Annotated in this window: 10 protein-coding genes; 5 read left to right on the top strand and 5 right to left on the bottom strand. The window is 60.1% G+C overall.

Annotated features, from left to right (window positions below):
• Positions 1-18: 18 nt before the first annotated feature.
• Positions 19-2,874: a bifunctional transaldolase/phosoglucose isomerase gene (locus AB2L51_RS08505; protein WP_395582130.1), complete on the bottom strand. Its 2,856-nt coding sequence runs from the start codon at positions 2,872-2,874 to the stop codon at positions 19-21.
• Between the two features lie 87 nt (positions 2,875-2,961).
• The gene (gene tkt, locus AB2L51_RS08500; protein ID WP_395582131.1) at positions 2,962-5,064 is read right to left on the bottom strand and encodes a transketolase; all 2,103 of its coding nucleotides are present in this window, start codon (positions 5,062-5,064) and stop codon (positions 2,962-2,964) included.
• A 344-nt stretch (positions 5,065-5,408) separates the two neighbouring features.
• Here tkt and AB2L51_RS08495 point away from each other — a divergent pair, with 344 nt between their 5' ends.
• From AB2L51_RS08495 to AB2L51_RS08475, 5 genes are all read left to right on the top strand, one after another.
• On the top strand, positions 5,409-5,981 hold the full coding sequence (locus AB2L51_RS08495; protein WP_395582132.1) for an ankyrin repeat domain-containing protein: 573 nt from the start codon (positions 5,409-5,411) through the stop codon (positions 5,979-5,981).
• A gap of 116 nt (positions 5,982-6,097) precedes the next feature.
• Positions 6,098-7,165 (top strand): histidinol-phosphate transaminase, encoded by a 1,068-nt coding sequence (gene hisC / locus AB2L51_RS08490; protein ID WP_395582133.1) that lies wholly within the window; start codon positions 6,098-6,100, stop codon positions 7,163-7,165.
• A gap of 160 nt (positions 7,166-7,325) precedes the next feature.
• Positions 7,326-7,601 (top strand): hypothetical protein, encoded by a 276-nt coding sequence (locus AB2L51_RS08485; protein ID WP_166113138.1) that lies wholly within the window; start codon positions 7,326-7,328, stop codon positions 7,599-7,601.
• Positions 7,602-7,771: 170 nt separating this feature from the next.
• The gene (locus tag AB2L51_RS08480; protein ID WP_242005473.1) at positions 7,772-8,830 is read left to right on the top strand and encodes a transporter; all 1,059 of its coding nucleotides are present in this window, start codon (positions 7,772-7,774) and stop codon (positions 8,828-8,830) included.
• Between the two features lie 334 nt (positions 8,831-9,164).
• Positions 9,165-10,589, top strand: a complete 1,425-nt coding sequence (locus AB2L51_RS08475) for a transglycosylase SLT domain-containing protein (RefSeq protein ID WP_395582134.1) — start codon at positions 9,165-9,167, stop codon at positions 10,587-10,589.
• A gap of 79 nt (positions 10,590-10,668) precedes the next feature.
• On the opposite strand, the gene AB2L51_RS08470 is transcribed toward AB2L51_RS08475, so the two are convergent.
• Genes AB2L51_RS08470 through AB2L51_RS08460 form a run of 3 tightly spaced genes read right to left on the bottom strand, consistent with a single transcriptional unit; the run spans position 10,669 to position 13,468 of the window.
• Entirely contained in the window at positions 10,669-11,643 is a 975-nt protein-coding gene (locus AB2L51_RS08470; protein ID WP_395582135.1) for a hypothetical protein, read from the bottom strand.
• Complete coding sequence (pgeF, locus tag AB2L51_RS08465; protein WP_395582136.1) at positions 11,640-12,443, bottom strand: peptidoglycan editing factor PgeF; 804 nt, start codon at positions 12,441-12,443, stop codon at positions 11,640-11,642. Before pgeF ends, AB2L51_RS08470 begins: the two co-directional genes overlap by 4 nt.
• Positions 12,440-13,468 carry a class I SAM-dependent methyltransferase gene (locus AB2L51_RS08460; RefSeq protein WP_395582137.1) on the bottom strand — a complete coding sequence of 343 codons (1,029 nt, stop codon included), beginning with the start codon at positions 13,466-13,468 and terminating at the stop codon, positions 12,440-12,442. The genes pgeF and AB2L51_RS08460 overlap by 4 nt, the downstream gene beginning before the upstream one ends.
• Positions 13,469-13,470 lie beyond the last annotated feature (2 nt).

Genomic DNA, 13,470 nt, shown 5'->3' with positions numbered 1-13,470 from the left:
CTCCGCTTTCAGTCTTTATTACAGGGCGTCATGCAGGGCGGAGGCCAGTGCTGCAAGCCCTTCCTTGAGATTGCCATGGATATGCACGCGCAGGGCGCGGCGTTTGCGCTCGCTCAGCACGTCAAAATCACCACGGGCCTGTGCAGCCTTGACCACACCAAACGTGTAGCTGGTGCCGGGCACGGGCAGGTCGCGCGCATTGTCTGCCGTAATCTGGAGGAACACACCCGTATTGGGGCCGCCTTTATAAGCCTGCCCTGTGGAGTGGAGGAAGCGCGGCCCAAAACCTGTTGAGGTGGCAATGGTTTTGGCATCACGCACATGCAGGCGGATGTGCTGGAGCCATTCTGCCGTTTCGCGGTTACGCTCGATAAAGGCGAGCAGGGCCACGTAGTCACCCGGTTTTACGCGGTCAAAATGTGCCTTGAGAACGCCACAGGCGCTCTCGGCCTTTACGGCGGCGGCGTTGGTAGGGTCCGTATAAAAGGCAAGAGGCCCAAATTCGGCAAACGGAGCCTGCGCAGGCAGCGCGCCGGTCTGTTCGTAAGCTGCGGTCAGCTTGCGGGTTTCGATTTTGGTGGATTCCACATCGGGCTGGTCAAACGGGTCAATGCCCAGAAAAGCCCCGGCAACAGCGGTTGCCACCTCCCAGCGGAAGAACTCCTGTGCAATCTGGCGCTTGTTGTGCAAGGTGATGGTCAGCACGGGCTGTCCGGCTTCGATCAGGGTTGCAATGGCCTCATCCTGCTCATGCCGGTGTTCGGGGGCCAGACGTAAGTAAACAAACAGGCGGTCGTGGCCGTAGCGGCTGGGGCCACCCAGAGTTTCGTTATCAACCGGGATAATACCCTTGCCGTGTTTGCCGGTGGATTCCGCCACCAGCTGCTCCAGCCATGCACCAAAACTTGCAATCTGGGGTGTGGCAATAATGCTCAGCTTGTCGCGGCCCAGTGCGTGAGCGGCAATGCCCATAAGTGTGCCAAGCTGCACGCCGGGGTTGAGTGCAGGTGGCACGCTGGCATCGCACAGGCGTACGCCACGCAGGGCATCTTCCAAAAACAGGCGGATGGGCACACCGGCGGCAGCCGCTGGCACGAGCCCGAAGTTGGAGAGAATGGAATAGCGCCCGCCAATTTTGGGGTCGCCTGCAAAAACCTTCCAGAACCCTTCCTGCCGGGCGAGTGCCTCCAGCTTGGAGCCGGGGTCTGTAATGGCTACAAAATGCGAGCCCGCTTTATCCTTGAGGGCGCGCTTGGCCAGATCCTGAAAATAGGACAGCATAATATTGGGCTCAAGCGTGCTACCGGATTTGGAGGCAACAATAAATAGCGTGTGCTCGGGGTCTATCTTGCGTTCAAAGGCCGCAACCTGCTGCGGGTCCGTGCTGTCCAGCACATACAGGTGGCCAAAGCCTTCGTGCTTGCCAAAGGTCATGGCCAGCACTTCCGGCCCCATGCTGGAGCCGCCCATGCCCATCAGCAGCACCTGCTTGAAACCACGCGCCTTGACCTCGGCCTGAAACGCTTCCAGCTCGTCCACATGGGCCAGCCGTTCGTCCACAACATCCAGCCAGTTCAGCCAGCCGGATTCGGAGTTGCCGGTCCAGACGGAGGCATCCTTACGCCATAGTCGGCGGATGGTGCCATCCTTGCGCCATGCTTCCAGCCCCGTATCCAGCGCCGTTTGCAGGTCGGCTGGCAGACTGGTTCTGGATGTGGTCAGCTTGTTGCCCATCAGGGCGATCTGTTTGGCAGCAACGGAACCAAGGAGGGCGTCAAACGCATCTTCAAACGCGCTGACACCTTCATTGAGTAGCGTGGCGGTTACGCCATCCAGGTCAAGACCAAGGCATTCGGCCTCTTCCATCACCTTGCGGGCTTCGGCCACGCCCTGGGTCAGGCTTTCGCTTACCGTGCCGTGGTCACGGAAGGCATCCATGGTGGCGGGGGGCAGGGTGTTGACTGTCTGCGGGCCGATCAGCGTGTCCACGTACAGCACATCGCTATAGGCCTTGTCCTTGGTGCCTGTGGAGGCCCATAGCAGGCGCTGGGTCTGCGCCCCGGCCTCTTCCAGCGCTTTCCAGCGCGGGGTCTGCATGATGTTCTGCCAGTAGGCGTAGGCCATTTTGGCGTTGGCAATGGCTACCTTGCCGCGCAGGTTTTTAAGGTGCTCTGCATCCTTGTCTCCTGCTTTGGTCCGCTGGTCTATGGCGGCGTCAATCTTGCCATCAATCCGGCTGACAAAGAACGAGGCCACAGAGGCCACGCGCGACAGGTCGCCCCCGCGGGCCTTGAGGTCTTCCAGCCCGCTCAGCCATGCTTCCACCACATCCGCATAGGCCGCGAGTGAGAAAATGAGCGTGACGTTAACGTTAATCCCTGCGGCAATACTCTGGCGGATGGCCGGAATGCTCTGCGGTGTTGCAGGGATTTTGATCATCAGGTTCGGGGCGTTTACATCTGCCCACAGTCGTTTTGCCTCATGCGCAGTCCCTGCCTCGTCCCGTGCCAGATAGGGGGACACTTCAAGGCTTACAAACCCGTCGCGGCCTTTGGTCTGCTCGTAAATGGGGGCCAGAACATGGGCTGCGACCTGAATGTCGGCTACGGCAAGCCGTTCATACAGAGCGCCGGGGGAGAGTGTTTCATGCGCCAGAATATCGCGTATCTGCGGGTCATATTCCGTGCCTTCTCCCATGGCTTTCTGGAAGATGGCCGGGTTGGAGGTTACGCCGCGTATGTCGCCACTGTGCACCAGCTTGGCCAGCGAGCCGTCTTCCACAAAGGAGCGGCGGATAAAGTCCAGCCAGGGGGACTGATGGACCGTGGCCAGGGCCTGTAATGGGTTGCTGCCTGTTGGCACAGAGGCGGTCATACGTGCATATCCTTATCCTGCCCGGCTGCTGTTTGGCAGGAGCCGGGCTTTAGTCCTGTAACCGTTACGCCAGAGGGGCTGTCTGGTTCAGCCTGCCTGCTTGCGGGCGGCGTTGACAACAGCGTCCACCGTAAAGCCGAAGTGCCTGAGCAACTGGCCGGCCGGGCCAGATGCGCCAAAGCCGTTCATGGCAATAATGGTGCCGGTGGGGCCAGCGTAACGGTCCCACCCAATGGGGGAGCCCGCTTCTACCACCACACGCCCCGTAACGGCGGAAGGTAGAACGCTTTCGCGGTAAGATTGTGGCTGCGCTTCAAACAGTTCCCAGCTTGGCATGGAGACCACGCGGGCAGGCACGCCCTGAGCACTCAGGGTTTCATACGCTTCGACCGCCAGCGAAAGTTCGCTGCCTGTTGCGATCAGGATAACCCGGGGGGTCTGTTCGCTGCTGGCCAGCACGTAAGCGCCTTTTGCCAGACCCGAGGCAGGCGCATAGCGTGTGCGGTCCAGCGTAGGCAGGTCCTGACGGCTCAGGGCCAGTGCCGCAGGGCCGGAGCGGTTGGCAATAAGGTAGCGCCATGCCTCGGCAACCTCGTTGGCATCTGCCGGGCGCAGGGTGGTTAGGCCGGGGGTGGCACGCAGTTGCACCAGTTGTTCAATCGGCTGGTGGGTTGGCCCATCCTCACCCACGCCAATGGAATCGTGGGTGAAAATATAGGTCACTGGCAGCCCCATAAGGGCGGACAGGCGGATAGGGGCCTTCATGTAGTCCGAAAAGATCAGGAACCCCGCACCATATGGGCGCAGGCCATACAGGGCCATGCCATTTACAATGGCGCCCATGGCGTGTTCACGCACACCAAAATGGAAGTTGCGGCCAGCATAGCTGCCACCCCATCTGGCGGGCTGAAAACTCTCCTGCCCCTTGAGCAGCGTTTTGGTGGAGGGGGCCAGATCGGCCGAGCCCCCCAGCAGCCACGGCAGGCGGCCCGCAACGGCGTTCAGCACTTCGCCCGAACTGGCGCGTGAGGCAGTGCCCTTGGCGTCTGCCGGGTAAAGCGGAATATCCGCATCCCAGCCTTCGGGTAGGGTACCGCTGAAAATGGCGTCCAGTTCGCCTGCTTTTTCCGGATGGGCGGTGCGGTAATCCGCAAACAGTTTTTCCCATGCCGTGCGTGCGGCCAGCCCGCGTGCGCCCAGCCCTGCGCGCATGTGCGGCAGAACGGCATCGGGCACGGCAAAGCTGCTGTCTTCGGGCCAGTTGAGGAACTTTTTGGTTTCGCGCACTTCTTCCGCACCCAGTGGCTCACCATGGGCGGAGGCCTTGCCAGCCTTGTGCGGGGCACCCCATGCAATAACCGAGTGCGCAATAATCAGGGTTGGTTTGCTGGTCTGGGCGCGGGACTGGGCTAAAAGTTCTGCAAAAGCGGCTGTGTCGTTGGCGTCCCTGAGCTCAAGCACCTGCCAGCCATAAGCGGCAAAGCGTTCGGCTACGTCTTCGGTAAACGCGACATCGGTCGAGCCCTCGATGGAAATCCGGTTGGAATCATAGATCCATGTCAGGTTGCCCAGTTCCAGATGCACAGCAAGGGAGGCGGCCTCGCTGGATACACCTTCCATCATGTCTCCATCCCCGCACAGGGTGTACACATGGTGGTCGAACAGCGTAAAACCGGGCATGTTGTAGCGCGCGGCCAGCCATTTTTCGGCAATGGCCATGCCTACGGAATTGCCGCAGCCTGCACCCAGTGGCCCTGTTGTGGTTTCCACCCCCGTTGTGTGGCCGTATTCGGGGTGGCCGGGGGTTTTGGAGCCAAACTGGCGGAACTGGCGGAGGTCTTCCACGCTCAGGGCGGGTTCGTCCGTGACCTTGCCGTTGGTGACCTGCCGGATGCCTGCAACATGAATAAGCGCGTAAAGCAGCATGGAGGCATGGCCGATGGACAGCACAAAGCGGTCACGGTTGGGCCAGAGCGGGGCTGTAGGGTCGTAATTCAGGGTGTTCTGCCACAGGGTGTAGGCAATGGGGGCCATGGACATGGCTGCCCCGGGATGCCCGGAATTGGCGTTCTGCACGGCATCCATCACCAGAGTGCGGATGGTGTTGATGCACAGCGTATCGGGGCTGTTCACTCTACCGGCTTCTGCCCCGGCAGGTGCACGCAGGGGGGTAGAAAAAGAAACGCGCATAGCGGGCCTGTCCTCCAGCTGGGCTTTAGTGCCAAAGCCCGCAAATATAGGGTTGGGGCCTGCGCACGAGGCCCCATTAAAAAACGTTTTTGCACAATTCCACGGTTCTGCATTTTTCGGCAAGAGACGAGCTTGCCGGGAGCGGAACCCTTGCGGAGTTATCCAGTTCAACCCATTATATCAAAAGAGTTGTTGTTCTGCCATGTTCCCCGTCCGCCATATGCCAACAAGTTGCTTTGCTGTGGGTGGGTAATGTGGCAAAATGGAACGCTCGTGCAATCAGGTGCACGAGTGCGCAGGGCGTTGCCCTGATCAGGATAAACCGTTTTTTCCGGAGGTCAGCCATGACAGAAGAGTCTACACGGACACAGTCCGGGCAGGCCCCCGCCAATCCGGCAGCCGGAGAAGGCGGGCAGACTTTTACGCGCGAGCAGGTGGACGCCCTGTTCATTAACGCTGCCAGAGAAGGGGATGCAGACCTGCTGGCCCGCTTCCTTGAAGCTGGCATGGACCCGAATCTCAGGATGGAAAAAGGGTACACCCCCCTTATTCTGGCAGCTTATAACGGGCACGGGGACGCCGTGCGCGTCCTGCTGGACCGTGGCGCGGACCCGAACCTGAAGGATGAAAAAGGCTCCACCGCCCTTTCGGGTGTGGCGTTTAAAGGGGATGTTGCCTTGGTGAACATGCTGCTTGCAGCCGGTGCCGAGGTCGATGCCGTCAATGCCGTAGGGCGTACGCCGCTTATGTTTGCTGTTATGTTCGGGCGGGATGACGTTGCCCGTGTGCTGCTTGGGGCGCGCGCCAACGTGCTGCTGCGTGATGGGGAGGGGCTGAATGCCCTGGATCTGGCCCAGCGGCAGGGCAATGGCGCGTTGTTGCAGGACCTGAAAAAAGCGGTAGGCGTTTCCGCCTGAGCCTGACGCAGGGGCACTGCTGCAAGGCACTGCTGCTTCTGATTTATTGATTGAGCTTTTTTGAGCAACGGCCTGTCAGCGCAGGCCGTTCAACTTATGTGCATGGAATGATCGGAATGAGCCGTTTCTGGAGCCCTCTTGTTCACACCCTTACGCCTTACGTGCCGGGTGAGCAGCCAAAAATTGCCAATCTGATCAAGCTGAACACCAATGAATCACCCTATGGCCCATCCCCCCGTGCGCTGGAGGCCATAAAGGCTGCCACCAATGACACCCTGCGCCTTTACCCCGACCCGGAAGCCTTGGCATTGCGCACGGCGCTGGGCCAGCGTGTGGGGCTGGGCGCGGACCACGTGTTTGTTGGCAATGGCTCGGACGAGGTGCTGGCCCATGCGTTTCAGGCTCTGTTTGCACACGGGGCCCCCCTGCTCTTCCCCGATGTCAGCTACAGTTTTTACAAGGTTTACTGCGGGCTGTACAAACTGCCTTACCGCATGGTGCCATTGCGTGCGGATATGGGCATTGCAGTGGAGGATTACACCGGCCCATGCAGCGGTGTGGTGATTGCCAACCCCAATGCGCCAACGGGTATTGCTCTGGGGTTGGACGCCATACGCAAACTGCTGGACATGCACCCCGAGCGGGTGGTGCTGGTTGATGAAGCCTATGTGGATTTTGGCGCGCAGAGCGCGGTGGAACTGGTTCGTGATTACCCTAACCTGCTGGTTGTGCAGACCTTCTCCAAATCCCGCGCACTGGCGGGTGCACGGGTGGGCTTTGCCTTTGGGCAACCTGATCTGATTGAGGCACTGGTGCGGGTCAAGGACAGCTTTAACTCGTACCCGCTGGACCGTCTGGCGCAGGCCGGGGCTCTGGCCTCTGTCGAGGATGAGGACTGGTTTGCCAAAAGCGTGCAGCGGGTTATGGGCAGCCGCACGCTGCTGAGCGACGGACTGCGCGACCTTGGTTTTGAAGTCTTGCCCTCCATGGCAAACTTTGTTTACACTCGGCATCCCGATCGTGATGCAGGAGAACTCGCGGCGCAGTTAAGAGCCCGGGCCGTTCTTGTCCGCCACCTCAAGGGTGAACGCACAATGGCGTGGTTGCGCATTACGGTGGGAACGCAAGAGCAGTGTCAGGCCTTGCTTGATGTGTTGCGCGACAGTGTTCTTCGCAATTCGTAAAAACTGTCTGGTCATTTGTCCAGCCGTTACGATCATGGTCGGGCCAGTGCCGTGCACTGTGCGCGGCTGGTGTGACAAGGCCGGTCAGGTATTAAATTTTTAAGACATAAACCGTGCCGCGACCCCGCCGTACGGTCTTGATTTGATGGAGGGTCTGTTCATGCGCGCTTTTCGCGGCCAGATGTCTGATAACCAGCCAATCCGGCGCTCTCTGCCGGAAAAACAGAAGCAACTGCGTGACTTAAAGGAAACGCTGGCTGCCATGAAGTCCCACACATCTCCTGCACTCAAGGAGAGTGTGCGTAAACGCATTGCCCAGCTTGAGGCTGAGCTTACGGCGGCTCCTGTTCTTAAGTCCAACCGCCCCAGTGGTGCCGCCCGGCCCCGGCAGGAACGGGGGAATGCACCGCGTCGGCCAACAATACGGTCCCTTTAAAACAATACGGTCTCTTTAAATAACGGGTCAGACAGGGGAGGGGTGGTTGACCTCTCCCCTTTTTGTGTGGCTTGTGCGTGTTGTGGCGTCTTCATGACCGCAGGATCAGGTGGTTGCGGTGCATTGGAAAAATACCCCCATAACAGATTGGCAGAGCAGGGAGATCGGAATTGGCTGGAACCACCTTGTCTCAACTGACCGATCTGCTTTCCGAGGGGGGTACCCTGCTGCGCGATGGTCTGGTCTGGGCCATTTACTGCCGCCCCGGTCATGAGCCGCAGGAACTTGAGCGCGATGTGGTGGTTCATCGCCTGACAACCGGGAACTTTCCCCCCGAGTTTGCCGAGGGCGCAGGGTGGGCGTGGTTTCACTTTGACATTGTCCACACCATGTCACGTCATCAGATCGAGACCATTCCCTCCCTGCCCGAAGAGGTGCGGCAGGTTCTGACCAATCTTGAACGCAGCACCCGGCTGGAAAACGAGGGGGATATAGTTTTTGGCGCACTCCCCGCGTTTGATGATACGTCTACCGATGATGATCGTAACGTCAGCACATGGCGGTTCTCCCTTGAGCCTGATCTGCTGCTGACCACCCGCCGCCACCCTATTCCCGCCCTCGGGGTTGTGTTTCATGAACTCAAGCGCGGGCTGGTGCCGCGCTCCCCCGCCAAGGTGGTGGACCGTGCCCTGCTGGAATTTGCCGATACGTTGCGGCGTGACTTTGCCCGGCTGGATGACCAGCTTGACCGGGCGGAAGATGTGCTGCTGATGCTCGACCGTGATACGGATCTGGGCCGTATGAGCGCCCTGCTGGGTATGGTGCGCCGCCGCTCCACGGAACTGCGGCGGGTGCTGGCGCCCGTTGACCGTATTTTCCGTGATGAAGAGCTGGAACTGCCCGAATGGGCCGAGGATGACCTGAAGGACCGCTCGCACCGGCAGGTTCATGCCGCGCTCGATGACCTTCTGGCCCTTCAGGATCGGGCCCGTTCCTTGCAGGATGAGCTGACATCCAATCAGGCGGAAGAAACCAACCGGCGGCTGTATATTTTGACCGTGGGCACCATTCTTATGCTCCCGGCAACGCTGGTAACCGGCTTTTTTGGCATGAATACGGGCGGCATGTTCCTGACCGACGGTCGCTGGGGCACGGTGGATGCCGGTGGACTGTGTTTTCTGATCATGATGGGAACATGGTTTTTACTCAAGTTCATCCGCTTTTTGTAAAAGCCGCCTGTGGCGTATATCGGCAGGACCACAAGTATCAGAATGGGTGCATGCGAGTGTGTGTGCCATAAAATAAGCCAAGTTGAGGGGCATGGTCGTCGGCTGGGGTTATGGTATTATCTGGCCAGCTCATGAGTAAAATAGCCATGTCCGTGTCGTTTGCGCAGAGTAAAGCCGGTTCTGCCACAGGGCGCATGAATGTCGGTGGAGCGTTTTCTTGCATGTGGGGTATGGCCCGTATAAACACATGGGCGTATTTTCTGGTCCGGACATGTGGGCGTGGGCATGGAACCGGTCGGATTTCCTGTGCCACGGCAAGGATGGATAAAACAGCATGACAGGCAGACAGCCCTTTTTCAGGATGCAAGACTGTTGTGCCGCCCGTAATGCCCCCAGCAGGTTTGGGCGTGGTATCAGGGGTGTACTTGCTCTGGGGCTGCTGGCCGTGCTGGCGGCCTGCGCTGGCCAGCCGGGCGGAAGCGATACGGATGTTCCCATAGCGCAGGAAGCCGAGTTTTACCGTGCCCATGCCCGGTCCTACTATGCGCCTCCGGGCCCGGCGCAAGACCCATGGGGCCCTTATATCCGCGAAGCGTCCAAACGTTTTGATGTGCCCGAGGAATGGGTGCGTGCCGTTATCCAGCAGGAATCCGGCGGCAAGCTGTTCCATGACGGCCAGCTCGTGACATCCGGCCCCGGTGCCATGGGTCTGATGCAGCTTATGCCCCCAACCTATGACGAAATGCGCGCTGCGTATAATCTGGGTGGGGATGCCTACGAACCGCACGATAACATCATGGCGGGTACTGCGTATTTGCGGCAGTTGTATGATGTCTACGGCTCTCCCGGCTTTCTGGCCGCATATAATGCGGGCCCCGGACGTCTGGAAGATTTTATAACCCGCAATCGCACCCTCCCGCGTGAGACGCGGAATTATGTGGCCTCCATCGGGCGGCGTATTGTGGGCATTTCACCAGTCAATCGCTCGCAGGCCGATATGCAGGTAGCCAGCCATGATTCGTTTACGCAAAGGGCGATCGGCAGCGGCGCTGGCCGGAATGCAGGTGGCATAAGCGCTGTGCAGGCTGCCTGGTCGGGCAGGCAGCAGGGGGGGATGCAGCCCGTACAGGTGGCGGACGCCATTGGGGATGATACTGCCGATAGTCCCAGCGCCCCCTCGGCTACCTATGGGCAGGACTGGCACCCTGTTTCACGTAAAACAAAAGTGGATGGGCTGACGGAAAGCCCGTCGGATGTGCGGGCCATATGGGCCAAACGGCTGGGAGCAACCGCGCAGACCCTCCCGGGCGCACCGGTACAGGTTGCTCAGGCGGAGGAAACGGAAGCGGATGATGCCGCATATATTCCAGCACCTCTGACCGAATCGGGAGAGTCTGACTCCGAACCTGCCCGGGTCGTCGTGGCGGGCGGGCGGAAAGGGGGGAGTTTACGCCTGTTCCCCAGCGCGCATGCGGAACCGGCTCCGCTGCTGAGCAGGAAGGTGCGGGGTGTGGATACCAGAAACTGGTCCATTCAGGTTGGTGCTTTTGGTTCCGCGGCTCTGGCGCAGCAGGCATCGGGGCGGGCGCAGCATCAGAACACGTCTCTCTCTGGTGCGCGGGTGCAGATTGCTGTGGTGCAGGCTAAAACAGGGCGGTTGTACCGTGCCCGTCTGACCAACCTGTCACATACCGATGCAGTAGGGGCCTGCCGTAAACTGAGCGGGTGTGTTGTGATCTCGCCTGAATCACACCTCTAGGCAGGTCGCTTGCGGCTTTCCGCCTGCGCAGATTTGCGCGCGGGGAGGCTTTATGTCAGCGGGGGCTGCGGCACTCGGGTCAACCCGCCGGAGCGGATGGGGGGGAAGGGGCTGCCGGGGTTGGTTTGGATGCGCCGGGGGTAGCAAGAGGGGCATTGTCCCGACCGGAATAACGGTCAATAATCTGTTTTGTGGCTGCGGCGGCTTCCTGCGCTGCTGCTACGGCGACATCCCCCCAATACTGGTCGAGCGAATGGGCATCTATGTCATGCAGTTGTGTGGCTGCCCCGGCTTCCTTGCCGTTTGCATCTACAACATGCCAGACAATTTCGATGTGTTCCTGAGGGTGCCCCGTAGTGCCAGCCGGGCCGGGCGAGAGCTTTACGGTGGTGCTTACAATAAAGTCGGCATTTTTGACTGAATTCTGGATTGTATCTTCACTATCCCGGAATGAGGCGACAAAGGCTTGCGCCAGTGATGTGTTGCCATCGCCCGGAGCGCCGGTAACACCTGCAAAATACACGCGCGCGGCCCGGTGCTTAAGGCTGTGCGGGTCCTTATCCATATCATCAGCCTGAATACCCGTCAGGACCGCGGCAATACGGCTTGCCGCATCCTGCGCAACCAGCGTGAAAAATGGTCCATCCCCCGCCGACCATTGCTCTACAGGAACCGGCTGGCCTTCCTGTGTGGCGCGAACCGTATTTTTGGGGGTCATGACCGTATAAACGGGTACAACCTGCCCGTTGCGCAGTTCAGCCTTCATGCTCAGCCACCAGTCCCCCTTGCGTGTGGGCTGGGCAATGGCCGGGATGGTCTGCTGGAGGAGCGCCTGTGCGACATCCTTGGCCCACAGGCTGGCATGGGCGTCGGAGAGCAGGGCATTGGGTGGGGGAGTGGGTACATCCAGCCGTGCAGGGGGCGCATTGGCAGCCAGTCCCGGCCCGTTTTTGCCTGAATGCGCAAAGGGGTGTGGCACATCAAGGCAGCCGCCCAGCAAAAGCAGGGCGGAACAGGAAAAGGCTAGGCGTAAAGGCTGCTGGCGGTGTTTCATCCGTTGCGGGTTCCCGTGGCGATAACAGAAATCTGGTGTCCAATGGGGCCGCCCCCAGCCAGCGTGCGCCGCCGATGGCTGAAAAAACGTGTCTCGTCACTCAGTGTATCCACGCCCAGAGCGGCGACATGCCTGAGCCCTGCACGTTGCAGGCGAAAGACGCACCATCCGGCCAGATCAAACTGGTAATGGCCTGCCTGTTTGCCGGGAGCAAAAAAACGGGCTGCCTGTTTGTCAGCACTTGTAATGGCAGTGTGCATGTCCTCAGCTGTCTCGTAGCTTTCCTGCGCAATGCAGGGGCCAACCACGGCGCGTATATCTTCACGCACGGCGCCAAGGGGGAGCATGGCCTCTATTGTTGCTTCCAGCACACCACTTAACGCACCGCGCCAGCCTGCGTGAGCTGCACCAACAACGGCGGCCTGCGCAGTGCTGAACAGGACCGGGGCACAGTCTGCCGTAATCACCCCTATGGCCAGTGCGGGGTTGCTGGTTACCAGTGCATCTGCCGCAGCACCAGTGCCCGCAGGCCACCCGCTGGTGGCGGTAATAACGGCTGGGCCATGCACCTGTGTTACACCCAGCAGGCAGTCTGCCTGCACACCCATATGGCTGGCGACAAGCTGGCGGTTAAGCGCCAGATTTTCTGCACTGTCCCCCGATCGGGTAGAGCAGTTCAGGCTGGCATACGGGCCGCTGGACACACCGCCTTCACGCGTGAAAAAGCCATGCCGGGCTTGCCCCAGCAGGGGGCTGGTCAGGGGGGCCAGACCAGTGGGGGCGGTGGAGGAGCAGCTCATGCAACCGGACCTTTCGTAAAGCCGGGAGGCGTAGGCAGGGAGGGGCTGGCCAGCGCCATGACCTTGAACAGATGCCCCATTTTATCTGGTGCTACCAGCCGGTTTGCAGCCGAGCGCAGCATGGCTGCATCCTGCGGTGCGGCGTTGCGGGCCAGTTGCTCGGTGCGTTCCATAATGCCCAGATGCTGCAAAAAATCACCCTGATCTTCGGTCCCGTAAGTGGCGGCCTCGCCTTTGCGGGCTACGGCAAGCAGGGCTGTAAAATCGACATGCGTGGTCAGGTCAACCTCACCTTCTTCCGCCTGTAGCGGATGGGTCGGGCGTGCATGGCGCAGGGCCTGAAGCGAATCTCCGGTGGAGCTTGTGTTGTGCCCATAATCAATAAACAGCGCCACACCGGGGGAATGGGTAAACCTGTGAGCGAGGTCGCGCACAATATGCTGGGCCTGTTCGCATATTTCCACAACCGTGTTGGGTTCGAGCACACGGCTGTCCGGCAGGGTGGGTGGGGGGCAGGCGATCAGTTCCAGCGTTTTGTCGGCCACATAATGCTCATGCCAGCCCGTGCTGGTCTGGATGAACTGCCGTACGGGCAGGGCGTCCAGAAACTCGTTGGCCAGCAGGATCATGGAACCTGCGGGGATGTCCTCGACGTGTTTGTGCCACACGGGCTGCGTATAAGGGTGCAGTATTTCTGCCTGCACCTGCCGCAGACGGGGGGATGTTTCGACCAGATGCACACTGAGCGCCTGCGCCATGGCAGGGGCCTGACGGGTGATCACACGCAGCGCATCGGCCATGAGCGTACCCCGCCCCGGGCCTGCTTCGGCCAGAATGATCCTGGCGGGGCTGCCCATGCCCTGCCACACCGTAATGGCCCACGCACCCAGCAGTTCGCCAAAAACCTGAGAAATTTCTGGCGCGGTAATAAAGTCCGACAGGAACGGTGTCTCGGCATAATACTGGGCGTTTACCCGCGCCATAAAGTGGTCAAGTCGCTCTGCGTGGTAGATGTGTGGTGCCATAG

Source organism: Acetobacter fabarum (assembly GCF_040702925.2).
Lineage (GTDB): Bacteria > Pseudomonadota > Alphaproteobacteria > Acetobacterales > Acetobacteraceae > Acetobacter > Acetobacter fabarum_B.
The sequence above is the reverse complement of the archived record's forward strand: the minus strand, read 5'-3'. Positions and strand labels throughout refer to the sequence as shown.